Raw genomic sequence first — 24,344 nt, 5'->3', positions numbered from 1 at the left:
AGCGCACCAGGCAGCGCCTGGCTGGGTGCTCGCCCAGGGGACCGATTTCGCCCGCTGCCGCCGACCTCCAGGCCGAATCACGACTTTGGATCGCCCAATGCCGTGGCGGGGGCCTGTACCATGCGCGCGATCGCCGCCGAGGCCGCCTCGACCGCCTCGATCGCGCGGATGATCGGCGCATGCGCCTCGGTCCCCTCGGCCTCCGGCAGCTTGGCCCTGAGACTCTGCATCACGACCGCGAAGGCGAGATCGGAAGGCGGCAGGTCGAGTGCGTCCTTCGCCACGAGCACCTCGTGCAGCCTGGCGTCCTCGCCGCCGCCCATGCCCTCGGCGGAAGCGGTCGCCAATTGCCGGGCATACTGCTCCATCGCCTCCAGCGCGTGCACTTTCTCATCCTTCGACAGCAAAGGATCGACCACCACCTCCGCTGGCTGCTTGAAATGCGCATGCGGCTGCTCAACCTTCGTGCGCGTTTCCGGCGCCCGGGCACTCTCCGGGGCGTTCCCCGACGCATTCGCGGGGGCGTTCAATGCATTCTTCATGATGCGCGCTGCTCCTGCTGGATCGCTCGTTGGGCAAACGCGCCGCGGCACGCCTGGTTGCATCGGTCAGTATCTCCGGCACCGGGAACTTTGATCCTCGGCGTGCATTGTATTTCGGATAGCAGGGGCCGCTACGCCCTCACGGACCCACATTTTCGGAGAGTGCCATGCTTCTCCTCTTGGTAATCCTTCTCTTCCTCCTCTTCAGTGGCGGCGGATATTACGGTTATCGCCGACAATACTACGGCAACGGCGGACTTGGCCTGATCGGCGTCCTGCTGGTCGTTCTTCTGGTTCTGGCGCTCGTCGGCGGCCCCAATTTCGGCTGGTACACCTACTAGGCGTTTCACGATCGCAGCAATAGGAGGACGACAATGCGCAGAACGGCGGTCCTGCTGGCGCTCGCTTCGCTTCTTTTGGGCGGCTGCGTCAGCTACTCGAAAACGCCTACGCCGACCCAGACGACAGTCGTGGTTCCCGAGACCCCCGCGCCAGCCGTGGTATGCCCAAATGGCTCGCCTCCACCCTGCTACTAAGCGCCTTCGAACCGGCCCGTTGCGCTCGTCGCTGCGGCCCCGACATTCGCCGGACCGCTCCAAACCGGTGTCGCGATGATTCGGGCAGGAAGACGCCGCTGGCCGATCGTGGCCGGTGCGGTCCTGCTGCTGCTCGGTCTCGCGGTCGCCACCTCGCCACGCTGGCTGCGCCCGTTTGTCGAGGCCGAGGCGTCCGCAGCGCTCGGCCGCAAGGTCACCATTGGCCAGCTCGCCGTGAGCCTCTCCTCGCCGATCCGCATCACCCTGACCCAGGTGAGGATCGCGGGCACCGCCGAGATCGCCGACGTCCCCTATCTCGCCACCATCGAACGGCTCCAGCTGGCCCTCGATCTGGACCCACTGCTGCATGGCCGGATGCTAACCATCCCCGAGATTGCCATCGCCGGCATGGACGTCGCCGCCGTGCAGACAAGAAGCGGCGCGAACAACGACAGTCTCGTCCTGCCCGCCAGCAGCACAGGTACACACTGGCCACGCCCCGCCATCGGGGTGGTGCGTATCAGCGACAGCCACGCCCATGTGCTCGCGCCCGCGCTCGGCGCTGACATCGAGATCGCAATCAGCACCGACGGAGGTGCCGAGGGAACCCTCATCGGCGACGTCGCCGGCACCTATCAAGGCCAGCCGATCAACGGCCGGCTGACCGGCGGCGCACTGCTCAGCCTGCGCGACCCGGCGAATCCCTACCCCGTCGATATCCGGCTGGCCAGCGGACAGTCTCGAATCAGCCTCGTCGGCACCGTAAGCGACCCGTTCCACCCGCAGGGCGCCGACCTGAAGCTCGAGCTCTCCGGCCAGGACATGGCCTCGCTCTATCCGCTTACGGGCGTAGCGTCTCCCCCGACGCCGCCGTTCAGCCTGACCAGCTCCGTCGCCTATGCTGGCGGGCTGCTCCATCTCGCCAACATCGCCGGGCGCCTCGGCAGCAGCGACCTCAACGGCGAGCTGAGCGTCGACACCCGGCCCGCGCGCCCGGTCATTACGGGCAGCGTATGGTCGCGGCGGGCCGATCTCGAGGATTTCATCGGCTTGATCGGCTCGCAGCCCGGGCGCATGAGCACACCCGACCAGACCCCGGCCCAGCAGCGTGCCGTGGCGCAGGCAATCGCCAACCCGCGTCTGATCCCCAACGTGCCGATGGACCTGTCGAAGATCCGTTCGGCCGACTTCCACATCGCCTATCGCGGCGACAGCATCGTCGGCCGGTCGGTTCCGTTCGACACGATCGCGACCCGCCTCGACATCGAGGATGGGCATATCAGGGCCACCGACTTTCGCGTCGGGGTCGGCCGCGGTCAGGCCCTCGGCCAGATCGACATGACGCCGGTGCAGGACAGCATGCACACTGTGGCCGATATCAAGCTGCAGAGCCTCGACGTCGGGCGGCTGCTGGCCGCGACCCACCTCATCCACGGTAGCGGCGTGCTGGGCGGAGAGGCGCAGATCGACTCGACGGGCAAGTCGCTCAGCGACATCCTTGTCCACGGCAACGGCCACCTGTCGCTCTTCATGGCGGGCGGCAATGTCAGCGAGCTGATCGTCGATCTGTCGGGGCTGCAGATCGGCAATGCGGCACTCTCGGCGCTCGGGTTTCCAGACCGCGCACAGATCCGCTGCCTGGTGGGCGACGTCGTGCTCACCAAGGGTGTGCTGCGAACCCGCACCTTGATGCTCGACACCACCGACCACCGCACCACCGTGCAGGGAAGCGTCGACTTGCGCACCGAAACCATTGCCGCGCAGCTGCGCACCCAGGCCAAGCACTTCACGATCGGCACGCTCGCCGCGCCTATCGCCATCACCGGCACCCTCAAGGACCCACGCTTCGCCCCGGGCGCGGCGGAACTCGGCGCGCGCGGCGCCGGCGCCCTGGGGCTCGGCCTGCTGTTCCCGCCAGCGGCGCTGCTGCCCACGATCCAGCTCGGCATCGGGGAGGACAACGCATGCGTCAGTCTGGTGCGGGAGGGTGCGGCGCACCCCGGTGCTCCCACGGCGACCAAACCGCCCCCCGCGCGCCCGTCTGCACGCTAGTGTCCTGCCCCCGAAGTTCGCCGCATCTTGCGGCGGACGCAGGGGCCAGCAGGCCACTGAAAACAAAGGACACGAGCCGAACGGGGAACTCTCTCACGTCCTGACCGTATTGCACACGAAAGCACAAGACAGGCCGCGCCCCGGCCCGGCACCCGATGGAGGTTCGCGTCACATGAAGCAGCTGCTCCTGACGTCGCTGGGTGCGCTGATCCGCATAGCCGGGATCGAACATACGAAACGCACCGTCCACCGCTACGCGATGACCGTCGTGTTCGGCGCCTGTGCCGCCCTGACCGGAATCGCCACGGTCAATTGCCTGCTGGTTGCCCTCTGGATGTTCGCCCTGCCGCGGGTTGGCCCGGTCGGCGCGCCGCTCGTGGTTGCAGGGCCCTTCCTCCTGGCCACAGCCGGTCTGCTGCTGGCCGCGAGGCAAGCAGCGAAAGCCGGCCGGCCACCAGGCACGGCCCTCGTGCTCGCCCCGCGCCCGGCGCTTCGGGGCGGACCGCTCTCCGGCGCCGGCATGCGCGGCCTGGCCACCGCCGCGATTGCCGGCTTCATCGTCGGGTTGGTTCGTGGGCCGCAATAAAGCGCGTTTCCAGCCCGCGCCGGAGTCCCACCGTGAATGATCCCCTGCAATCGACGGGAGACGCCAGATGACCGTAGAACAGATCGCGCACGGCACTCCGGACAGGCAGCCGGCGCGTCCGCTCCTGCGCGATATCATCGGGCCCGGTCTGATCACCGGCGCGTCGGACGACGATCCCAGCGGGATCGCCACCTATTCCCAGGCCGGCGCGCAGTTTGCATATGGCCTCGCCTGGACATTGCTGCTCACCTATCCGCTGATGTGCGCGATCCAGCAGATCAGTGCGCAGATCGGCCGGGTCACCGGGCGCGGGCTGGCCGGCAACCTGCGCCGCCATTTCCCTTCCTGGATCCTGCATGCTGCAGTTGCGCTGCTCGTGACGGCGAATGTCATCAATATCGGCGCCGACCTCGGCGCCATGGGCGCGGCGCTCAAGCTGCTGATCGGCGGCCCCTCGCTCGTCTATGTCGGGGTGTTCGCCGTTCTCTCAGTGCTGTTGGAAGTGTTCGTCCACTATTCCCGCTACGCCGCCATCCTGAAATAGCTGACCCTCTCGCTGTTTGCCTATGTCGCCACCGCCTTCGTGGTCCACGTGCCCTGGGAGGCAGTGGCGCTCAACCTGGTCTATCCGCACATCGCCTGGTCGAGCGCCTACGTCACCGCCGTGGTTGCGGTGTTCGGCACCACCATCAGCCCCTACCTGTTCTTCTGGCAGGCCAGCCAGGAGGTCGAAGAGGTCAAGGAAGACACCACGGCCAGGCCGCTGCGCGCGGCGCCACATCAAGCACCGTTCGAGCTTGAGCGCATTCGCCTCGATACCTATGTCGGGATGGCATTTTCCAATGTGATGGCGCTGTTCATCATGGTGACCGCGGCGGCCACCCTGAACGCCAGCGGCCACACCGACATCCAAACCTCCGCCGAGGCGGCTGAGGCCCTCCGCCCCCTCGCGGGACGGTTTGCCTTCACCTTGTTCGCCCTCGGTATCATCGGCACCGGCATTCTCGCGTTACCGGTGCTGGCAGGCTCGGCTGCGTTCGCCCTCGGCGAGACATTCCGCTGGCCGGTCGGCCTGGCGCGGAAGGCGCATGCCGCCAAGGCGTTCTACGGAACCATCGCCATCGCCACGGGCTTTGGCGTGCTGATCAACCTCTCACCGATCGACCCGGTGAAAGCGCTGTTCTGGAGCGCCGTGGTCAACGGGGTGGTGGCCACGCCGGTCATGACGATGCTCATGCTGCTCGCCAGCCGGCGCTCGGTGATGGGCCAGTTTGCTCTGCCCCCCGTGCTGAAGACAGTCGGTTGGCTCGCCACCTTGGTGATGGCGCTGGCGTCCGAAGCCATGTTCGTCACCCTGCTGGCATAGAAACGGCGGCAGGGCATCGCCCTGCCGCCGGAACGTCGGCGAACGATCGAATCCACCCAATCAGCAGGGCGGGCGCAGTCCGTTGGAACATACGACCGTCGCCGGCGCCGGCACGACCGTGGTGGTGTTGGCCGGTGGCACCACGACGGTCTCCTTGGCCGGCGTCGTTCCGGTGAAGCTGAGGCAGCCACCCAGACAGACAGGGAGCAGAACGGCGAAGATCGACAGTCGCATTGCAGCCTCCCGCACAATGATCACAAGGCACAACGCCGCGACGTCGCCCAGGTTCCCTCTTCGCACGGATCTGGCGGCCCCATCCCTGCACGCCGTGTTCGCTGTCCATCTTTGCGGATTTCCGGGAACCAATCGGCTCGTCTCTGATTACCACCTTACCGAGTGCCTGCCGGCCAGCGCGGCAATTGGCCCGCCCACGAGGCGATCTCGGCACTCAACACGGGCCCCAACGGGCAAAACCGCAACCAACAGGATACGTCATGGACAAGGATCGGATCATCGGCACTGCCAAACAGGCGAAGGGTAGCGTCAAGGAGGCGGTCGGCAAGGCCGTCGGCGACGACAAGCTGCAGACCGAAGGCAAGGCCGACAAGGTCGAGGGCAAGGTACAAAGCGCCGTCGGCCGCGCCAAGGACGCGCTGCGGAAATAGCCGCAGCTCGAAAGAGCTTCCGCGATTCCCGCGGAGTTGGATATTCTTATGGAGAACGCGATGAACCGCGCCTTTAATGTCACGCTCGCCGCAACCTTGGCTGCTTGCCTGTCCGCTCCCGCTGTATTCGCGCAAGGCAAGCCCCAGACTGTGTCCATCATGAAGGTCGATCCACAATCCTTGGCAACGGGGTACCGCACGTCCAAGGTGGTGGGCAGCACCGTGGTGAACGAGGCCAACGAGACGGTCGGTACGATCGATGACCTGATCGTTACCCCCAACGAGAAAGTTCCCTTCGCCGTGCTCTCGGTCGGCGGCTTCCTCGGGATGGGGACGAAATACGTCGTGGTCCCCTACAGCTCACTCCAGGTCAGCAACAACCGCATGGTGCTGCCGGGCGCGACCAAGGACATGCTGAAAAGCCTGCCGGACTTCAAGTACAACTCCTGAGCGCAATCTCCTGCAAAGGCGGGCGCCGCACCCCCGCCCTCGCGACGGACAAAGGATGATGATCGCTCAAGAACAATGGAGAACACCAATGACCGACACCGATTACAGCCGCACAATCAAGCAGGTGGGCAAGGAAGCCCGCGACACCATCGGCACTGCCGCGAACACGGCGGACGACATGAGCCATCGGATCAGCGACGCCGCCACGGAGGCGGGCGCCGCGGTCCGGGAAGCCGCCCGCAAGGTCTCCGCGGCCGCCGGCGATATTGGCGAGCAGGCCATCGAGCGCGGCAACCGATACCGCAAGGATGTGCTGGAGCACGTCGAAAGCCAACCCATGACCTCGGTCATGGTCGCCGCCGCCGCCGCTTTCGCAGTCGGGTTGCTGCTCGGTCGCCGTTAAACGCACTCCTCGAACCTGGCGGCACTGAACACCGGGCTTTGGAACGCTGGCTCATATCGCGCTGAAGAAAGGCCGGACACGATATGTCCGGCCTTTTTGCGTCTGTGTTCCCGTATCCTCTACGCGTCGGCCAACCGCCGCTTTTTCACGAGGTCATGGATGAAGCCGAGCTTGGCAATGATGGCTTGCGTCAGGATGAACGGACAGAGGTCAGGCCGGCCCATGCAGCGGCTGTTGCTGTTGACCGCGAACGTCATGGGCAAACAAAGACCGATCAGCGCGTCGAAGTCATCGGCATCTGCTGTTCCCGACGGCGCTCGCCGGCTTCATCGGTGACAAACAGGTCGCCGAAAGGGCGCCGCAACCATAAAGTGTCGCATTCGCAATATCTGAATCGTACTATGTGGTACCAGTCACTGGGTGAGGCGGCTCAGGGAAACAGTGAGGTGTATCGTCAGGCCCTCAGGCTCCCAGTCGCGACGGATCGAACCGCCCAGCTGACCCTTGACAGTCGCGCGGCCGAGCAAGGTGCCGAAGCCTTCACTGTATGCCTGCTCGTCGAGAGGCGGCCCTTCGCGCTCCCTCCATGCGAAGCGGAGTTCGTCCTCAACGACGAACCAATCGACACTGACATGTCCAGTCGACGTCGAAAGCGCCCCGTATTTCACGGCATTCGTCGCAAACTCGTGCAACAGAAGCGCCAGGCTGGTCATCGCGCTGCCGCCGATCGGCACATCCGGTCCTCGGACGGTGATACGCTCATCGCCATCCTGCTCGGGATCGCTGTAAGGCGAAACGATGGTCCGAACGAGAGCGTGCAGCGTCGTGTGTTTCTCCGGTCTTTCTGTTCCGTCATTGAGATCAGGCAGCGTAAGGTCGTGTGCCTGCGACAGCGCATTCAGCCTTTTCCGGACCGCATCTGCCATTTCTCCCGGCGTTTGCGCAAAGCGCGCGCTTAGTGTCACGACACCGCCTGCGAGGGCGAACAAGTTCTTGACCCGGTGGCTCATCTCTCTGAGCAGCAGATTCTGCTGCTGTTGCGCACGCCTGCGTTCGGAAATGTCTCGGGCAATCTTCGACGCGCCGATGATCCTGCCCTCCGCATTCCTGACAGGCGACACCGAGAGCGAGATTTCGACGTGGCTTCCGTCCTTGCGTTGACGAACGGTCTCATAGTGGTCGATACGCTCGCCACGGCGGATGCGCGTGAGAATCTCTTGCTCCTCGTCATGGCGCTCCGTTGGGATCACGATCATGATCGGCCGGCCAATCACCTCCTCTGCGGCATATCCGAAAAGCCGCTCTGCGCCTTGGTTCCAGCTGGTGATGATGCCGTTGAGATCCTTGCCGACGATCGCGTCGTTCGAGGATTCGACAATCAATGCGAAGTATTGTGAGAGCTCCTCGCCGTGCTTGCGTTCGGTGATATCCACCAGCGTGTTGACGGCGCCGGTCACCGCACCCGTCTCGTCCCATATAGGTGTCGGGTATGCGAGGAACGGGACACGCGTGCCGTCGGGGCGCTCGGCGATGGCCTCCGCGCCTCGGATCGCTCGTCCCTCCTTTAGCGCCACGGCCATGGGGCATTCATCGTGCGACATCGGCCTGCCGTCCGGCCAATAAAGGCGCCAGGACCCGCACCACGCGTCCCTACCAGGTTCAGGGTGACGCCCCCAGAGATCGACAGCAGCCTGGTTGTAGAACTTGATCCTCCCCGCCGCGTCGGTCGTGTAGACGGCGACAGGGAGCGCGTCGAGCAGCGTCTGGGAGTGCCGTTCGTTGTCCCGCAACGCTGCCTGGAGGCGCCGGCGCTCGGTGACGTCGCGAAAACAAACGACGACACCAACGACAGCCCCGGCCCCGTCCCTGAGCGCATCGGCATTCACCCGGGCTACAATGCATGAGCCATCCGGCCGCTCGATCACAATCTCCTGATCGCGGACAGGCGTTCCTGTAGCCACGACACCGCTCACCAGGCATCCGGCCGACCCGATCGCACCATCGTCTGGACGGCGCAGGCCGTAGGTGCCCCAGACTCGTTCTACCAGCTCGCCAGGCCGTGGGGCTCGGCCCCAGAGCTCGGCAGCGCTCCGGTTATAGCGAAGGATCACCCCGCCCCGGTCGCAAATGCAAACGCCGAGCGGCAGCAAATCCAAGACAAGATTCGGTTGATTCAAGACATATTCATTGCGCAGGCTTGGGGCCGACTGCGCGGCGTCGGTCGCTCGAACGAGATTGCTCATAAGCTCCCCCGGCATTGAAGGTCCACCGAGTCACGGGACCTCAACCTGGCACAGAGCACAGTTCGCCAATTCCTTTGGCGCCTGCATCATTATCAAAGTCTATCTAGTATACGTATCTTTAGCAACCTTAATGGCAGAGGTACAATCGAAATTGAAACGGATTTGGCGCGGATTCTTATTGCATTCCATAAGTAATCACGCAGTTGCGAGGAGAAGTTGGTGGAACTCAAAGCTCATCCCAGAGGGGGATCGCGCTTGCAGCCCGCTTCAGTCAGCCCCAGCAAGACAGCGAAACATTGCCGTGAGGCGTGCGAGAGGAACGCGATAGCACAGCAACGCCGGCTTGCGAGGACTTGGAGGAGGCGGCGGTCCGGCTGGCTCTGACGAACGGGCGGACCCAGCCGGATGTTGCTGGGGACCTCGGTGTCGGGCTGTCGACGCTGGGTCGGTGGATCAGCCGGAGCCGGGACCGGCAGGCCGTGGCCTCTGGAGGGCAGGCGGAGGCGGACATGGCAGCCGGGTTGAAGCGGCTGCGGCGGGAGAACGAAATCCTCCGTCAGGAGGCGGCACCCTGATCTCAATGTCCGGCAAGGGGAGCACCTATGACAATTTTATGGTCGAGACGTTCTCCAGGACCCTGAAAGCCAAGCTCGTCTGGCGCACCGTCTTCGACACCCGCCTCAAAACGAACCAGGCCATCGCCTGCCACCTCGGCGGCCTCTACACCCGTCAGGCAACATTCCGCCCTCGATTTCACAAGCCCGGCCCGGTTCGAGAGACTGGTCACCTACCGAACCAATGCCTCCCTGCAAAAGCGAAGCAAGCCCAGTACGACGCCGCCACGTTCCGTGAGCGGTATGCAGGCGCCGACGCCCTCGCAAAAGGCGATGAGAGCGTCGCCGGCAATCGCAATGTATGGACCGCCCGCTGACCGGAGCACGACGAACCGGTCACACTTGAGGATGCGCCGCTGGCGCCGCGATTCGCCGGCTCAACATCCACCGTGAAGCGGTCAGGAAGTGAGCCGGCCGCACTCCATGGTTCGGCAGATGCAACGGCCATCCGGCGGCAACTGGCGCCACACCATGTGGCCAAGATCAGGCTCGCATAGCGCACAATCAAACCCGGATCCGGGACTAATGTCCGTTCGCGGGCTCCGCTTGTGGGCCGCAACAGCAGGCCCCGCCGAAGCGGGACTCGTTTCCATCTAACTGATTGAAATTACTGGCGCGCCCGGAAGGACTCGAACCTCCAACCCCCAGATTCGTAGTCTGGTGCTCTATCCAATTGAGCTACGGGCGCAACCGAGTGCCGCGATGTAACCGAACCGCCGCACGGGAGCAAGAGCAGATATCAGCCAGCAAGCTTGTCCAGTTCGCGCAGCACGGCTTCGCCCATCACATGGGTCCCCACCTTGGCACAGCCGGGCGCCATCACATCGGCGGTACGCAGGCCGCTCGCCAGCACATTCGTGCAGGCCCGCTCGATCATCTCCGCGTCCTCCTGCATGTCGAACGAGTACCGCAGCAGCATGGCGAAGCTCAGCATCTGCGCCAGCGGATTGGCGATGCCCTTGCCGGCGATGTCCGGCGCGCTGCCATGGATCGGCTCGTACAGCGCATGCCGGCGGCCCGACGAATCGGGCGCGCCCAGCGTCGCCGACGGCAGCATGCCCAGCGACCCCGTCAGCATGGATGCCAGGTCCGACAGCAGGTCGCCGAACAGATTGGTGGTCACGATCACGTCGAACTGGCGCGGGTTGCGCACCAGCTGCATCGCGCAGTTGTCAGCATACATGTGCGACAGCTCGATATCGGGATATTCCCGCTGCTGCAGGGCGGTCACGGTCTGCCGCCACAGCAGCCCGCTTTCCATCACGTTCGCCTTCTCCACGCTGCACACGCGGCTCTGGCGCTTGCGCGCAAGGTCGAACGCCACCCGCGCCACGCGCTCGATCTCGGGCGTGCTGTAGACCTCGGTGTTGAAGCCGCGCTTGCTGCCGTCCGCCAGCGTCTCCACGCCGCGCGGCTCGCCGAAATAGATTCCCCCCGTGCTCTCGCGCACGATCATCAGGTCCAGGCCCTTGACGATCTCCGGCTTCAGCGTGCTCGCGTTCAACAGCGGATCCAGCACGATCGCCGGACGCAGATTGGCGAACAGGCCAAGTTCGCGGCGCAACGTCAGGATCGCGAGCTCGGGGCGCATATCAAACCCGAGCGTCTCCCATTTCGGCCCGCCCACCGAACCGAACAGCACGGCGTCGGCTTCCTTCGCCCGCGCCACCGTGTCCGGCGTGATCGGCGCGCCCCGCGCATCGATGCTGGCCCCGCCCACCAGATCCTCGACCAGGTCGAAACTCACCCGGCGCTTGCGGTCCATCCAGTCGATGACGCGCACGACCTCACGCATCACCTCGGGTCCGATGCCGTCACCCGGCAGGACCAGCAGTTTCTTGTTGGCGGCCATTCTACTTCCCGTGGTCAGGCGACAGTGATGCCGGGCAGCCAGGATTTCTCCTCACGCTGCCTGCTCTCATAGGTATCGATCTTCGGCGCGTATTGCAGCGTCTGGCCGATGTCGTCCAGGCCGTTCAGCAGCAGGTGCTTGCGGAACGGGTCGATCTCGAAGTGGATCTCCTCCCCGTTCGGCCGCACCACCACCTGGCGCTCCAGATCGACGGTGACCCGCGCATTGCCGCCAAGTCTCGCGTCTTCCATCAACTGATCGCACACCGCGCGCGGCAGGCGCACCGGCAGGATACCGTTCTTGAAGCAGTTGTTGTGGAAGATGTCGGCGAAGTCCGGTGCGATCACGCAGCGAATGCCGAAATCCAGCAACGCCCACGGCGCATGCTCGCGCGACGAGCCGCAGCCGAAATTCTCGTGCGCAATGAGCACCTGCGCCTTGCGGTACGGCTCGGTGTTGAGCACGAACTCCGGCCGCTCCCGCCCCTCGGAGTCATAGCGCAGCGTGTCGAACAGATGCACGCCCAGCCCGGTGCGCTTGATCGTCTTGAGGAAGCGCGCCGGAATGATCTTGTCGGTATCGACATTGGCGATCGGCAGCGGCGCCGCCACCGCGGTCAGTGTGGTGAACTTGTCCATCGTGCCCTCACGCCATGTCGCGAACGTCGGTCAGCCGCCCGGTCACGGCGGCGGCGGCGGCCATCGCCGGTGACAGCAGATGCGTCCGCCCGCCCGGCCCCTGCCGCCCTTCGAAATTGCGGTTCGACGTGCTGGCGCAGCGCTGGCCCGGCGTCAGCTTGTCCGGGTTCATGCCCAGGCACATCGAGCAGCCAGGCTCCCGCCACTCGAAGCCCGCCTCCAGGAAAACCTTGTCCAGGCCTTCGGCTTCGGCCAGTTGCTTGACGATGCCCGAGCCCGGCACCACCATGGCGCGCACGCCGTCAGCCACCTTGCGCCCGCGCGTCACCGCCGCGGCCATGCGGAGGTCTTCGATCCGCCCGTTGGTGCAACTGCCGATGAACACCACATCGACCGGCACCCCCGCGAGCTTCTGCCCCGCCGTCAGGTCCATATACTCCAGCATGCGCTGCATCTGCGCACGCTTGGCCTCGTCCGGCTCGGCCGCCGGATCCGGCACCACGCCGGTCACCGGCACCACCGCTTCCGGATTGGTGCCCCAGGTCACCATCGGCGCGATGTCCGCCGCGTTCAGCACCACCGTCTTGTCGTACTGTGCCCCGGCGTCGGACGGCAGCGTGGCCCAATAGGCGATCGCCCGCTCCAGCGCCTCGCCCTTGGGCGCATAGGGCTTGCCGCGGACATAGTCGAACGTGGTCTGATCGGGCGCGATCATGCCCGCCCGCGCACCGGCCTCGATGCTCATGTTGCACACGCTCATGCGCCCGGCCATGTCCAGCGCCCGGATCGCCTCGCCGGCATACTCGATCACATGGCCGGTGCCGCCGGCGGTGCCGATCTTGCCGATGATCGCCAGCACGATGTCCTTCGCCGAGCAGCCGAACGGCAGCGTCCCGTCCACCCGCACCAGCATGTTCTTCGCCGGCTTCTGCAGCAGCGTCTGCGTGGCGAGCACATGCTCCACCTCGCTGGTGCCGATGCCGAACGCCAGCGAGCCCAGCGCGCCATGCGTCGAGGTGTGGCTGTCGCCGCACACGATCGTCATGCCCGGCAGGCTGATGCCCTGCTCCGGCCCGACGATGTGCACGATGCCCTGGCGCGCATCCAGCACCGGGAAATACGGCACACCGAACGCGGCGACGTTGCGCTCCAGCGTCTCGACCTGGATGCGGCTCTCTTCCTCGGCGATGCCCAGGCGCCGGTCCGACGTGGGGATGTTGTGATCGACGACCGCGATGGTGGCGTCGGGCCGGCGCACCTTGCGGCCGGCCAGCCGAAGCCCCTCGAAGGCCTGCGGGCTCGTCACCTCGTGCACGAGGTGACGGTCGATGTACAGAACGCAGGTCCCGTCCGGAAGCTGCTCGACCACGTGTGCGTCCCACACCTTGTCGAACAGCGTTCTCGGTTTCGTTTCGGTCATCGTTTCCCCCTTCGGCCGCCGGTTATTCGGCGGCGGCGGTCTCGGTGGTGGTCGTGGTGGTTTCGCGGGCGCGCTCGGCGATGCGCGCGGACTTGCCGCGGCGGCCACGCAGGTAATACAGCTTGGCGCGGCGCACGTCGCCGCGGCGGACCACCGCGATCTCGGCGATGGTTGGCGCATACAGCGCGAACACGCGCTCCACACCCTCGCCATAGCTGATCTTGCGCACGGTGAAGTTGCTGTTCAACCCCTTGTTCGAGCGGGCGATGCACACGCCCTCGAAGTTCTGCACACGGCTACGCTCACCCTCGACCACCTTTACGGCCACCCGCAGCGTGTCGCCGGGGCGAAACTCCGGCACGGCGCGCTCGGCGGTAAGGCGGGAAATCTGCTCCGCCTCGTATTGCTGGATGATGTTCATCGTTGTGGTCCTTTCGTCCTGATCGATCTAAGGCGCGGCCGGGACGGTGGCAACCGCCCCGCCGCGCACGTCTGATTGGCGCAATTCCGGTCCATGGCCGGCCCACAGGTCGGGCCGGCGTTCCCGGGTGATCCGCTCCGCTTCCGCCCGCCGCCAGGCCGCGATGGCGGCGTGGTTGCCGGACAGCAGCACGTCCGGCACGCGCCGTCCCTGCCATTCCGCCGGACGGGTGTAATGCGGGTATTCCAGCAGCCCGGCCGAGAAGCTCTCCTCGTCCGCGCTCTCGGCCGCGCCCATCACCCCAGGCAGCAGCCGCACACAGGCATCCAGCAGCACCATCGCCGCCGGCTCGCCGCCGGACAGCACATAGTCGCCGATGCTGATCTCCTCCAGTCCGCGCGCCTCGATCACGCGCTGGTCCACGCCCTCGTAGCGGCCGCAAAGCAGCACCACGCCGGGGCCCTCGGCCAGCCGGCGCACCGTGGCCTGCGTCAGCTTGCGGCCACGCGGCGTCAGGAACACGGCCGGACGGTCGTCCGCGCATTCGGCCAGGGCGGCATCGACGATGTCGGGCCGCATCACCATCCCGGCGCCACCGCCGAACGGCGTGTCGTCCACCGTGCGGTGCCGGTCGGCGGCCTGCGCACGGATGTCGCGCGCCGCCAGCGACCAGATCCCGCGCTCCAGCGCCCGCCCAGCCAGCGACTGGCCCAGTGGTCCCGGAAACATCTCGGGGAACAGCGTCAGCACGGTGGCGCGCCAGCTCATCGCACCGCCTCCGCGGACGCCTCGGCGGGCGCCGGCACCACGACCTCCTCGGGCGGCACCACCGTGATCCGGCCGGCCGCGATGTCCACCACCGGCACGCACGCCCGGGTGAACGGCACGATCAGCCGGCCGATCTCCAGGCTGGCGCCGGCGCCATAGTCATGCACCGCCTCCACCCGCCCGAGCGCAGTCCCGTCCGGCCCCACCGCGTCCAGCCCCACCAGGTCGGCGAGGTAGAACTCCTCCTCCTCCGGCGGCGGCAGGCGGTCGCGGTCGACATACAGGCGCGTGTTCACCAGCCGCTCGGCGGCGCCGCGGTCATTGACCGGCACCGGCTTGCCGTCGACCAGCTCGCTGAGGCGGGCGACCCCTTCGCCTTGCCAGCGCAGGGTGAAGCGGCGGCCGCGTTCGTCGAAGAACGGGCCGTACGCCGGCAGGTCCGCGGGGTCGGCCGTGTAGCTGTGCACATGCACCAGCCCACGCACCCCGTGCGGCCGTCCGATCACCCCCATCTGGATGCGCCTGTCAGCCAAGGGTCATCCGCTCCCGGTTTCAGCCGCCTGCGGCGGCCTTGGCGCGCTCCTGCGCCTTCTTCTTCGGCGCGGACTGCACGGGCTGCTCGTTGTAGGCCGGCATCGGCGCCAGGCCGGCATGGCCCAGGAAACGCGCCACGCGGTCGGTCGGCACCGCGCCCTGGCTCACCCAGTGCATGATGCGCTCGCCCTGCAGGCGGATGCGGTCCGCATGCTCCTGCGGCAGCATCGGGTTGTAGCTGCCCAGCTTCTCGATGAAGCGGCCGTCGCGCGGGCTGCGGCTGTCGGCCACCACGATGTGGTAGTACGGGCGCTTCTTGGCCCCGGCGCGGGAAAGTCGGATCTTGAGACCCATCGGTCAGTCACTCCGTCAGTTGGTCGTTTCAGAAAATCAACAGCGTCAGAAAGGCCGCCGGCCTCCCGGCATCAACGCGGACAGGCCATGCCGCATTAGGCCCTTCTGCCCGAGCTTGTTCATCCGCTTCATCATCCCGGACATGTCGTCGAACTGCTTCAACAGCCGGTTCACGTCCTGCACCGTGGTGCCGGACCCGGCGGCGATGCGCTTCTTGCGGCTCGCCTTGATGATATCGGGCGTCCGCCGCTCCTTCGCCGTCATCGACGAGATGATCGCCGCCTGCCGCCTCAGCATCTTCTGATCGAGGTTCGCATCCCCGATCTGCTGCTGCAGCTTCGCCGCCCCCGGCAGCATGCCCAGGATCGAGGAGAGGCTGCCCATCTTGGTGATCTGCTTGAGCTGGGCCGCGAAATCCTCGAGGTCGAAGGTCCCCTTCGCCATCTTCCGGGCGAGCTTCTCCGCCTCCGCCTGGTCGATGGTCTCGGCGGCGCGCTCCACCAGCCCGACCACGTCGCCCATGCCCAGGATGCGGCCGGCGACGCGCTCGGGATGGAAATCCTCCAGCGCATCCAGCTTCTCGCCCGAGCCGGTCAGCTTGATCGGCGCGCCTGTGACCGCACGCATCGACAGCGCGGCGCCACCGCGGGCATCGCCGTCCATGCGGGTCATGACGATGCCGGTAACGCCCACGGCGTCGTTGAACGCCTTGGCCGTGTTCACCGCGTCCTGGCCGGTCATGGCATCGACCACCAGCAGCGTCTCGGCGGGGTTGGTGGCGAAGCGGATCTGCTTCACCTCCTCCATCAACGCCGCGTCGATGGACAGGCGGCCGGCGGTGTCGAGGATGACCACATCGTAGACCTCGCGCCGCGCCGTCTCCATGGCGCGGGCCGCAATCTGCAGCGGCGTCTGGCCCGCCACGATCGGCAGGCTGCCCACGCCGGCACGCTCGGCGAGCTGTTGCAACTGCAACTGCGCGGCCGGGCGCTGCGTGTCCAGGCTGGCCAGCAGCACCTTCCGGCGCAGCCGCTGCGACAGCCGCAGCGCGATCTTGCCGGAGGTCGTGGTCTTGCCGGAGCCCTGCAGGCCCACCATCAGGATGGGAATCGGAGCCGGCGCGTTGAGGTTGAGCCCGACCGCCCCGGCGCCGCCCAGCGCCTCGACCATCACGTCGTTGACGATCTTGACGACCTGCTGGCCCGGCGACACGGAGTCCAGCACTTCCTGGCCGACCGCGCGCTCGCGCACCTTGGCGATGAAGTCCTTCACCACCGGCAGGGCGACGTCGGCATCCAGCAGCGCCAGGCGCACCTCGCGCAGCGCCTCCATCACGTCGGTCTCGTTCAGCGCGCCACGCCGGCGCAGCCGCTCGAACACCCCCGTCAACTTGCCGGATAACGCCTCGAACACCTCGATACCACCTCAATAGCCGACGCGCCGCTGCGCGAACCCTCGCGGAGCGGCGGACAAGGCGCGGCTTATGAGCGCCCCTGCGCCCGGAGTCAAGAAACGGTCGCGGGCATGACGCAATTCACATCGGCAGGGTGATCTACATCACACCCGGCGCCTGCTGCCACTGGTACGTCCGTATGCATCCGATCGCCATGAACCGGCCGGTCGGCACGAGGCGCGGATGGCGAAAGACGACACGGACGAACGCAACGCCTGCGATTTCTGCAAGCAAGGAAAGGTGGTCTGCCGGCGCGAAGAGTTGCGCTTCCGCCGCACCACCGACCGGGGCGTGATCCACTGCCGGGTCACGATCCCCGTCAAGAAATGCGAAAGCTGCGGCTTCACCCATCTCGATGCGGCGGCCGACACGCTGATCGAGGACGCGGCGCGGCGCGCCTATGAGCAACTGCGGCCGGAATAAAGCCGCACGCATCCCACCGCCCTTCCACCCGCGCCTCAGCCATCCGGCGCCCCTTCGCGCCAGGGCGTCAGGCGATGGCCGCCCTCCTCCGCGTCGCGTCGATGCTCCACGGCCCGGGCCCCGCAAAGACCAGATAGAGGAAAACGAAGCAGTAGAGCGACTCCAGCTCCCCGCCATTGGTCAGCGGGAAGAAGCCGCGCTGCGGCCGGAGCATGAAGTAGGCAACCGCCATTTCACCGGACATGATGAACGCCGCCTGGCGCGTATACAGCCCAGCCAGCAGCAGCAGGCTGCCCACGATCTCGATCGCCCCCGCCAGCCCGGCCAGCGAGAACATCGTGAAATTCGGCGGCGAATTTGCGGGAAAGCCAAAATACTTCATCAGGCCGTGCTGCAGAAACAGCAACGCGACGAAAATCCGCAGAACACTCAACATCCGCGGCGACCACGTCGCCCAGACTGCTTCGTTTGCAAACATTCCTGCTCCCCCCGGCGCGTGGCGTGGTCGCCCGCCCGAGGAGAAGCTTAACGTCCGTCGCGGGGGTTCCGCAACGATCGGAGCGGCCAGGCGTCGGCACTTTCCGGCGCGCCGGCGAGCGGGGAACCTCCCCGCCCACGGGCGGGTTTCCCCGCCCAACCGCGCATCAACGCGGCGTCAGCACCATCACCATCTGGCGGTTTTCCATCCGCGGCATCTGCTCGACCTTGGTCTGAGCGTCCATGTCGGCGCGGATACGCTCCAGCACCTTGATGCCGATGTCCTGGTGCGCCATTTCGCGCCCCCGGAAGCGCAGGGTCACCTTCACCTTGTCGCCTTCCTCGATGAACGTCTTCATGGCGCGCAGCTTGACCTGATAGTCGTTCTCATCGATATTCGGGCGGACCTTGATCTCTTTGATCTCGATGACTTTTTGCTTCTTCTTGGCTTCGTTGCGCTTCTTCTGCTGTTCATACTTGAACTTGCCGAAGTCAAGAATCTTGACGACCGGCGGATCGGCGTTCGGGCTGATCTCCAGCAGATCGAGGCCGACGGCGTAGGCACGCTGAATCGCCTCGCGGGCGCTCATCACGCCTTGCATCTCGCCGTCCTGGTCGATCAGTCGCACCTGGGGAACGCGGATCTCCTCGTTCACGCGCGGCCCGTCACGGGTCGGGGGAGCGGGCATGGGTCCTCTGGCTATTGTGGTCTCCTGTGTCTGTTGCGGGATCGTCGTCTGTTGCGGGATCGTCGCCCGGGAAATGGGCGATACGGTTAAGTTTCGCTCACTTCCCGGGCTTGTTTCAAGCGGCCTCGCCCAGCAGTGACCGGGCCTTCTTGAGATCGGGTGGCACCGCCTCGTCCGCAAGCCGGGCCACGGCTTCGTCAAGCGATACCACGTCCTGCGCATCGCCCCCCAGGCGGCGCAAGGCCACCGTGCGGCTCTCCGCCTCCTTGCGGCCGACCACGGCGATGACCGGCACGTGCTGCAGGCTGTGCTCGCGCACCTTGGCGTTGATCTTCTCGCGGCCCAGGTCGAGCTTCACCGACAGCCCGGCCGCCTCGAACGCGGCCGCCACTTCGCGCGCATAGTCGTCGGCATCGGAGACAATCGTGGCCACCGCCACCTGCACCGGTGCCAGCCACAGCGGGAAGCGGCCGGCATATTGCTCGATCAGAATGCCCAGAAACCGCTCGAAGCTGCCAAGAATGGCACGATGCAGCATCACCGGGCGGCGCCGGCTGCCGTCCTCGGCCACGTATTCCGCGCCCAGCCGCTCCGGCATCACGAAATCAACCTGCAGCGTGCCGCACTGCCAGTCGCGCCCGATCGCGTCGCGCAGCACGAATTCCAGCTTGGGGCCATAGAACGCGCCCTCGCCGGGATTGAGCTCATACGCCACCCCGGCGGTGGCGCAGGCTTCCTTCAGCGCCCCTTCCGCCCGGTCCCAGGTCGCGTCGCTGCCGGCACGAGTCTCCGGCCGGTCGCTGAACTTCACGCGGAACTCGGGGAAGCCGAAATCGGCGTAGATCGACCCCAGCAGCTCCACGAACCGCACCGTCTCGTCGGCGATCTGCGACTCCGTGCAGAAGATATGCGCGTCGTCCTGGGTGAAGGCGCGCACCCGCATGATCCCGTGCAGCGCGCCGCTTGGCTCGTAGCGGTGGCAGGACCCGAACTCCGCCAGCCGCAGCGGCAGCTCGCGATACGACCGCAGGGTGTGGCGGAAGATCAGCACGTGGCACGGGCAGTTCATCGGCTTCAGCGCCAGCGTCTTGTCCTCGTCCTCGACCGAGGCGATGAACATGTGCTCGCGGAACTTCTCCCAATGGCCGGACGCTTCCCACAGCGTACGGTCCAGCAACTGCGGCGTCCGCACTTCCTGATAGCCGGCGCCATCCAGGCGGCGGCGCATGTAGTCCTCGGCCCGGCGGTACAGCTTCCAGCCCTTCGGGTGCCAGAACACGCTGCCCACCGCTTCCTCCTGCTGGTGGAACAGCCCCATGTCCTTGCCGATACGCCGGTGGTCGCGCCGCTCTGCTTCCTCCAGCTGCTTCAGATAGGCATCCAGCTCCTTCTGGTCGCGCCAGGCGGTGCCGTAGATGCGCGAGAGCATGGCGTTGCGGTGATCGCCCCGCCAATAGGCGCCCGCCACCTTCATCAGCTTGAACGCGCTGCCGATATCGCCAGCGTTGCGCATATGCGGGCCGCGGCACAGGTCGATCCAGTCGCCCTGCTTGTACAGCGTGATCACTTCGCTGCGCGGCAGGTCCTGGATCAGCTGCGCCTTGTATTTCTCGCCCTTGCGCTCGAAGAAGGCGATCGCCTCATCGCGGTCCCACACCTGCCGCTCGAACGGCGCGCCGCGGGCCACGATCTCGCGCATCTTCGCCTCGATGGCGGGGAAATCCTCCGGCGTGAACGGCTCGTTGCGGGCGAAGTCGTAATAGAACCCGTTCTCGATCGCCGGACCGATGGTCACCTGCGTGCCCGGGAACAGCTCCTGCACCGCCTCGGCCAGCACATGGGCACTGTCGTGGCGGATCATTTGCAGCGCGTCTTCGTCGCGGCGGGTGACGAACACCACCGTCGCGTCCCGGTCGATCACCGTGGACAGGTCCACCAGTTGGCCGTCGATCTTCATGGCCAGGGCGGCGCGCGCCAGGCCCGGGCCGATCGCGGCCGCGACCTCGGTGCCCGTCACCGGCCCGTCGAAACGGCGCTCGGATCCGTCGGGCAGGGTGATGGCCGGCATGGGCATGGTCTCCAGGTGGAACAGGGCCGGTTTCTATGGCCTTACGCAAGCGCCTCCGCAACCCTTTCCACTGGCAGATCGGACAGGTCGGCAACGCGTAGCAGCGTCGGCCATGCCCCGTCCGGCCCCCGCGGCGCCGTCAACGCCGGGTCGCTGTCGGCCGAGAACAGCACCACGCAGGCGCAGCCCGACGCCGCCGCCAGATGCATCGGCCCGGTATCGTTGCCCACGGCCAGCGCCGCATTCCGCGCCAGTCCATGGATATCCGCGATCGCCGTCCGGCCGGTCAGGTCCACGGCCTGCGGGCAGACCGCCCGGATCGCCGCCGCCAGCGACGCCTCCGCCGCGGCCCCAACCACCACCGGCGTCACCCCCCGCGCCACCAGAACCTCGGCAAGCGCCCCGTAGCGTTCGGCCGGCCAGCGCTTGCGCGGCCGGTGCGGCGCCGCCCCCGGCACCAACAGTGCATACGGCCGCGCCAGCTCCGGCGCCTTGCCCCCCAGCCAGGCCAGATCCGGCGCGGGAAACGCCGTGACCCCGGCCATCGCCAGCTGCTCGCGCTGCCGCTCCAGCGTGTGCATCCCATCGCGCAGCGGATTGGCATGCGGATGCGAGCACCCCGGCGCGATGCCCGACCACCCCGGCCGCCCGGCAAGGCGGAAATAGTTCGACGACCGGGCCGACGTTTGCAGGTCATAGACGAAATCGAACCCGCGCAACTGCCGCCGCAGCCGCAGCACGCCCGGCAGGTTCCACCACTGCGGCCGCGCATCCACCTCCACCCGATCGAACCACGGCGCCCGTCCCGCCAGCCCGGCGAAAGGCGCCGTCGTCAGCAGCGTGATCTCCGCCTCCGGATGCTGCGCCCGGATCGCCGCGAACGGCCCGAACGACAGCACGAAATCACCGAGGGCGCCGAGGCGGATCACCAGGATCCGCTTCACCCCAGCACCTCGCGATACACGTCGATGGTCGCCGCCTGCATCGCCTGCACCGTGTAATGCGCCTGCACCGCCGCCCGCGCCCGCCGCCCCAGCGCCGCCCGCTCCGCCGCCGGCATCGCCAGCGCCTGGTCCAGCACCACCGCCAGCGCCGCCGGATCGCCAGGCGCCGCCCGCCACCCGGTCACGCCGTGCTCGATCGTCTCCACCGCGCCGCCATGGTCGGTGCCCACCACCGGCCGGGCCATCGCCTGCGCCTCGATCACCACCCGCCCGAACCCCTCCGGCTCGGTCGAGGCATTGACCACCACGTCGGACAGCATCATCGCCGCCGGCATGTCGTCGCAATGCCCCACCAGCCGCACGCGCGCGCCCACGCCCAGCCGCTCCGCCAGCGCCACCAGCTCGGCAGCATACCGGTGCCGCCCCTGATCGGCCCCTACCAGCACCGCGCACACGTCCCGGTTTGCCATCCGCGCCAGCGCCTCGATCAGCACCGCCTGGCCCTTCCAACGCGTCAGCCGCCCCGGCAGCACCACCGTCGGCTGCCCGTCCGGCACCCGCCAGCTCCGCGCCAGCCGCAGGATCCGCTCGCTGCCCACCGTCTGCGGATCGAACATCGCGGGATCGACCCCGCGATGGATCACCCGGATGCGGCCGGGATCCACGCCATGCCGCGCCTGGATCACGCCGGCGATGAAATGGCTGATCGCGATCACCCGCTCGCCCTTCGCCATCACCGCGTTGTAGCGCCGCTTCAGCGGGAACCCCTCGCCATACGGCGCGTGATAGGTGGTCACGAAATGCACCCCGGCCCGCCGCGCCGCCAGCCACGCCGACCACGCCGGCGCCCGCGACCGCGCATGCACGATGTCCACCCGCTCGCGCCGGATCAGCGCCTCCAGCAACGCCGCGTTGCGCCAGATGCGCCACGGATTCTTGCTGTCCAGCGGCAGGACGACATTCCGCCCCCCCGCCCGTTCCACTGACGCCGCAAGGCGCCCGCCCGCGCTCGCCACCAGCGGCCGCCCGCCGGCGATGGCGATGGCCGAGGCCATCTCCACCGTCCCGCGCTCCACCCCGCCCCCGCCAAGGGCCGGCAGCACCTGCAGCACCACCGGATAGGGTCCTGGCGGATGGACATCGGCTGGGGATTCGCTCATTCGCCGCGCTATATCACGCAACCGACGGATTGAAAGGACACGGCATGGAACGAACCGGCACGCTCGACCGGGGTGACGGCGTGCAACTCGCCTGGGCGCACCTGCCTGGGCGTTCCCCCACCGTGGTGTTCCTGCCCGGCTTCAACAGCGACATGACCGGCACCAAGGCCACCGAGCTCGCCGCCCTCTGCGCCGCCACCGGGCAAGCCATGCTGCGCTTCGACTATTCCGGCCACGGCGCCAGCGGCGGCGCCTTCACCGACGGCACCATCGGCCGCTGGGCCCAGGACGCGCTGGCGGTCATCGACCGCGTCGCCGACGGCCCCCTGCTACTGGTCGGCTCCTCCATGGGCGGCTGGATCGCCCTGCTCGCCGCCCTCGCCCGCCCCGGCAGCGTCACCGGCCTGGTCGGCATCGCGGCCGCCCCCGACTTCACCGAGCGGCTGATGTGGCAGGCCATGAGCCCCACCGAGCAGGACACCCTGACCCGGCAAGGCCGCCTCGAAATCCCCAGCGAATACGGCGATCCCTACACCATCACCATGGGCCTGATCGAAGACGGCCGCCGCCACCTGATGCTGGGCGCACCGATCCCCCTCACCTGCCCCGTGCGCCTCCTGCACGGCCAGCTCGACGCCGACGTCCCCTGGGAACAGGCGCTGACCCTCGCCGCGCAGCTCACCGCCACCGACGTGCAGGTCACCCTGATCAAGGACGGCGACCACCGCCTGTCCCGCCCGCAAGACCTCGCCCTGCTACGCCGGACGGTCGCCACGCTGCTCGGCCAGGATGGCGCGTAGCCCCTCGCGATACGACGGATAGCGCCAGCGCAGGTCCAGCATCTGCTGGGTCCGCGCGCTGGAAACCTTGCGGTTCTCCATCCAGAAGCTGCGCGCCATCTCGCTCATCCCCGCTTGCGCCTGCGCGAACGGCACCGCCGGCGGCGGCGCCATGCCCAGCAGCCGCGCCGCCTCCGTCACCACCGCCACGGTCTCGGCCGGCACGTCGTCGGCCAGATGCAGCACCCGCACCCCCGCCGGCCGATCCTGGCGCATCGCCGCCAGCACCGCCGCCGCGATGTCGTCGCGATGGATGCGGCCGAACGCATGCCCCGGCTTCACCACCATCCGCACCCGCCCCGCCCGCAGATCGTCCAGCGCCGACCGCCCGGGCCCGTAGATCCCGGCCACCCGGAACAGATCCACCGCGACCCGGCCGGCCAGCGCCGCCCAGCCCTGCTCCGCCGCCACCCGCCGGCGCGACCGCTCGGAGCCCGGCGCCACCGGCGTCGCCTCGTCCACCCAGCCGCCGCCACGGTCGCCATACACACCCGTCGTCGACAGATACCCGGCCCAATGCAGCGCCGGCGCCGCCCGCAACGCCGCGCCATGCACCGCCAGCACCGGATCGCCCCCGCCCTCCGGCGGCACCGTGGCCAGCACATGCGTCGCCTGCGGCAACACCGCGCCTGCCGCGGCGAAATCCACGACGCCCACCCCCTCCGGGGCCCCGTCCCATCCCCGCCTGCGGCTGGTCACGGTCACCGCGAACCCCGCCGCCGCGGCGGCCCGCGCCACCGCGGCCCCCGTGTAGCCGCAGCCGAAAACAATCAAGTGATGCCGCACCATGCCTCGGCCCGTCCTCCAGGTTTGCCGCGCCCGCCAGGGCCAGATTACACTGCCGCCA

27 protein-coding genes, 1 tRNA gene and 2 pseudogenes are annotated in these 24,344 nt (G+C 67.4%); 11 read left to right on the top strand and 19 right to left on the bottom strand.

Annotation, left to right across the window (positions count from 1 at the left end; genetic code table 11):
* Window positions 1-77 precede the first annotated feature (77 nt).
* Entirely contained in the window at window positions 78-542 is a 465-nt protein-coding gene (locus OL599_RS09845; protein ID WP_264713537.1) for a hypothetical protein, read from the bottom strand.
* A 167-nt stretch (window positions 543-709) separates the two neighbouring features.
* Between OL599_RS09845 and OL599_RS09840 the strand changes: the two genes are divergently transcribed.
* From OL599_RS09840 to OL599_RS09825, 4 genes and pseudogenes are all read left to right on the top strand, one after another.
* A complete protein-coding gene (locus tag OL599_RS09840; RefSeq protein WP_264713536.1) occupies window positions 710-883 on the top strand; it encodes a DUF3309 family protein in 174 nt (57 codons plus the stop codon).
* Between the two features lie 303 nt (window positions 884-1,186).
* Window positions 1,187-3,130: an AsmA family protein gene (locus OL599_RS09835; RefSeq protein WP_264713535.1), complete on the top strand. Its 1,944-nt coding sequence runs from the start codon at window positions 1,187-1,189 to the stop codon at window positions 3,128-3,130.
* A gap of 172 nt (window positions 3,131-3,302) precedes the next feature.
* On the top strand, window positions 3,303-3,716 hold the full coding sequence (locus OL599_RS09830; protein ID WP_264713533.1) for a hypothetical protein: 414 nt from the start codon (window positions 3,303-3,305) through the stop codon (window positions 3,714-3,716).
* A gap of 67 nt (window positions 3,717-3,783) precedes the next feature.
* Window positions 3,784-5,082 (top strand): annotated as a pseudogene (locus OL599_RS09825) (NRAMP family divalent metal transporter).
* 60 nt (window positions 5,083-5,142) lie between these two features.
* Here the strand turns inward: OL599_RS09825 and OL599_RS09820 are convergent.
* On the bottom strand, window positions 5,143-5,316 hold the full coding sequence (locus OL599_RS09820; RefSeq protein ID WP_264713532.1) for a hypothetical protein: 174 nt from the start codon (window positions 5,314-5,316) through the stop codon (window positions 5,143-5,145).
* Window positions 5,317-5,576: 260 nt separating this feature from the next.
* On the opposite strand from OL599_RS09820, the gene OL599_RS09815 reads away from it, so the two are divergent.
* From OL599_RS09815 to OL599_RS09805, 3 genes are all read left to right on the top strand, one after another.
* On the top strand, window positions 5,577-5,747 hold the full coding sequence (locus OL599_RS09815) for a CsbD family protein (protein ID WP_264713531.1): 171 nt from the start codon (window positions 5,577-5,579) through the stop codon (window positions 5,745-5,747).
* Between the two features lie 60 nt (window positions 5,748-5,807).
* The gene (locus tag OL599_RS09810; RefSeq protein WP_264713529.1) at window positions 5,808-6,197 is read left to right on the top strand and encodes a PRC-barrel domain-containing protein; all 390 of its coding nucleotides are present in this window, start codon (window positions 5,808-5,810) and stop codon (window positions 6,195-6,197) included.
* An 88-nt stretch (window positions 6,198-6,285) separates the two neighbouring features.
* Complete coding sequence (locus OL599_RS09805; RefSeq protein ID WP_264713528.1) at window positions 6,286-6,600, top strand: hypothetical protein; 315 nt, start codon at window positions 6,286-6,288, stop codon at window positions 6,598-6,600.
* 119 nt (window positions 6,601-6,719) lie between these two features.
* Here the strand turns inward: OL599_RS09805 and OL599_RS09800 are convergent.
* Window positions 6,720-6,887, bottom strand: a pseudogene (locus OL599_RS09800) (putative zinc-binding metallopeptidase); the annotation flags it as partial.
* Window positions 6,888-7,013: 126 nt separating this feature from the next.
* Window positions 7,014-8,843: a PAS domain S-box protein gene (locus OL599_RS09795; RefSeq protein WP_264713527.1), complete on the bottom strand. Its 1,830-nt coding sequence runs from the start codon at window positions 8,841-8,843 to the stop codon at window positions 7,014-7,016.
* Window positions 8,844-9,196: 353 nt separating this feature from the next.
* On the opposite strand from OL599_RS09795, the gene OL599_RS26150 reads away from it, so the two are divergent.
* Window positions 9,197-9,418: a transposase gene (locus OL599_RS26150; RefSeq protein ID WP_408886928.1), complete on the top strand. Its 222-nt coding sequence runs from the start codon at window positions 9,197-9,199 to the stop codon at window positions 9,416-9,418.
* A 38-nt stretch (window positions 9,419-9,456) separates the two neighbouring features.
* Window positions 9,457-9,774 (top strand): hypothetical protein, encoded by a 318-nt coding sequence (locus OL599_RS09790; RefSeq protein ID WP_264713526.1) that lies wholly within the window; start codon window positions 9,457-9,459, stop codon window positions 9,772-9,774.
* A gap of 294 nt (window positions 9,775-10,068) precedes the next feature.
* On the opposite strand, the gene OL599_RS09785 is transcribed toward OL599_RS09790, so the two are convergent.
* From OL599_RS09785 to ffh, 9 genes are all read right to left on the bottom strand, one after another.
* Window positions 10,069-10,145, bottom strand: a tRNA-Arg gene (locus tag OL599_RS09785).
* A gap of 51 nt (window positions 10,146-10,196) precedes the next feature.
* A complete protein-coding gene (gene leuB / locus OL599_RS09780; protein WP_264713525.1) occupies window positions 10,197-11,309 on the bottom strand; it encodes a 3-isopropylmalate dehydrogenase in 1,113 nt (370 codons plus the stop codon).
* A 14-nt stretch (window positions 11,310-11,323) separates the two neighbouring features.
* Window positions 11,324-11,947: a 3-isopropylmalate dehydratase small subunit gene (leuD, locus tag OL599_RS09775; RefSeq protein ID WP_264713524.1), complete on the bottom strand. Its 624-nt coding sequence runs from the start codon at window positions 11,945-11,947 to the stop codon at window positions 11,324-11,326.
* A gap of 7 nt (window positions 11,948-11,954) precedes the next feature.
* Entirely contained in the window at window positions 11,955-13,367 is a 1,413-nt protein-coding gene (gene leuC / locus OL599_RS09770; protein ID WP_264713523.1) for a 3-isopropylmalate dehydratase large subunit, read from the bottom strand.
* 22 nt (window positions 13,368-13,389) lie between these two features.
* A complete protein-coding gene (gene rplS, locus OL599_RS09765) occupies window positions 13,390-13,788 on the bottom strand; it encodes a 50S ribosomal protein L19 (protein WP_264713522.1) in 399 nt (132 codons plus the stop codon).
* A gap of 27 nt (window positions 13,789-13,815) precedes the next feature.
* Window positions 13,816-14,556, bottom strand: coding sequence for a tRNA (guanosine(37)-N1)-methyltransferase TrmD (trmD, locus tag OL599_RS09760; protein WP_264713520.1), 741 nt, complete (start codon window positions 14,554-14,556; stop codon window positions 13,816-13,818).
* Window positions 14,553-15,068: a ribosome maturation factor RimM gene (rimM, locus tag OL599_RS09755; RefSeq protein ID WP_264713609.1), complete on the bottom strand. Its 516-nt coding sequence runs from the start codon at window positions 15,066-15,068 to the stop codon at window positions 14,553-14,555. Before rimM ends, trmD begins: the two co-directional genes overlap by 4 nt.
* 40 nt (window positions 15,069-15,108) lie before the next feature.
* Complete coding sequence (rpsP, locus tag OL599_RS09750) at window positions 15,109-15,444, bottom strand: 30S ribosomal protein S16 (RefSeq protein WP_264713519.1); 336 nt, start codon at window positions 15,442-15,444, stop codon at window positions 15,109-15,111.
* A gap of 45 nt (window positions 15,445-15,489) precedes the next feature.
* Window positions 15,490-16,857, bottom strand: a complete 1,368-nt coding sequence (gene ffh, locus OL599_RS09745) for a signal recognition particle protein (RefSeq protein WP_264713518.1) — start codon at window positions 16,855-16,857, stop codon at window positions 15,490-15,492.
* A gap of 223 nt (window positions 16,858-17,080) precedes the next feature.
* Between ffh and OL599_RS09740 the strand changes: the two genes are divergently transcribed.
* On the top strand, window positions 17,081-17,320 hold the full coding sequence (locus OL599_RS09740) for a hypothetical protein (protein WP_264713517.1): 240 nt from the start codon (window positions 17,081-17,083) through the stop codon (window positions 17,318-17,320).
* Window positions 17,321-17,387: 67 nt separating this feature from the next.
* On the opposite strand, the gene OL599_RS09735 is transcribed toward OL599_RS09740, so the two are convergent.
* The 5 genes from OL599_RS09735 to OL599_RS09715 all read right to left on the bottom strand — a co-directional run bounded on the left by OL599_RS09735 (window position 17,388) and on the right by OL599_RS09715 (window position 22,658).
* A complete protein-coding gene (locus OL599_RS09735; protein ID WP_264713516.1) occupies window positions 17,388-17,756 on the bottom strand; it encodes a DoxX family protein in 369 nt (122 codons plus the stop codon).
* Between the two features lie 208 nt (window positions 17,757-17,964).
* Window positions 17,965-18,486: a translation initiation factor IF-3 gene (gene infC, locus OL599_RS09730; RefSeq protein WP_264713515.1), complete on the bottom strand. Its 522-nt coding sequence runs from the start codon at window positions 18,484-18,486 to the stop codon at window positions 17,965-17,967.
* A 115-nt stretch (window positions 18,487-18,601) separates the two neighbouring features.
* Window positions 18,602-20,554 carry a threonine--tRNA ligase gene (gene thrS / locus OL599_RS09725; RefSeq protein ID WP_264713514.1) on the bottom strand — a complete coding sequence of 651 codons (1,953 nt, stop codon included), beginning with the start codon at window positions 20,552-20,554 and terminating at the stop codon, window positions 18,602-18,604.
* A gap of 41 nt (window positions 20,555-20,595) precedes the next feature.
* Complete coding sequence (locus OL599_RS09720; protein ID WP_264713513.1) at window positions 20,596-21,498, bottom strand: glycosyltransferase family 9 protein; 903 nt, start codon at window positions 21,496-21,498, stop codon at window positions 20,596-20,598.
* Window positions 21,495-22,658: a glycosyltransferase family 4 protein gene (locus OL599_RS09715; RefSeq protein ID WP_264713512.1), complete on the bottom strand. Its 1,164-nt coding sequence runs from the start codon at window positions 22,656-22,658 to the stop codon at window positions 21,495-21,497. Before OL599_RS09715 ends, OL599_RS09720 begins: the two co-directional genes overlap by 4 nt.
* 44 nt (window positions 22,659-22,702) lie before the next feature.
* On the opposite strand from OL599_RS09715, the gene OL599_RS09710 reads away from it, so the two are divergent.
* Window positions 22,703-23,458 carry an alpha/beta hydrolase gene (locus OL599_RS09710; RefSeq protein ID WP_264713511.1) on the top strand — a complete coding sequence of 252 codons (756 nt, stop codon included), beginning with the start codon at window positions 22,703-22,705 and terminating at the stop codon, window positions 23,456-23,458.
* Here the strand turns inward: OL599_RS09710 and OL599_RS09705 are convergent.
* Entirely contained in the window at window positions 23,414-24,286 is an 873-nt protein-coding gene (locus OL599_RS09705) for a Rossmann-fold NAD(P)-binding domain-containing protein (RefSeq protein WP_264713509.1), read from the bottom strand. The genes OL599_RS09710 and OL599_RS09705 overlap by 45 nt on opposite strands.
* Between the last annotated feature and the right edge of the window lie 58 nt (window positions 24,287-24,344).

This window comes from Limobrevibacterium gyesilva (assembly GCF_025989185.1).
Taxonomy (GTDB): Bacteria; Pseudomonadota; Alphaproteobacteria; order Acetobacterales; family Acetobacteraceae; genus Limobrevibacterium; species Limobrevibacterium gyesilva.
The sequence above is the reverse complement of the archived record's forward strand: the minus strand, read 5'-3'. Positions and strand labels throughout refer to the sequence as shown.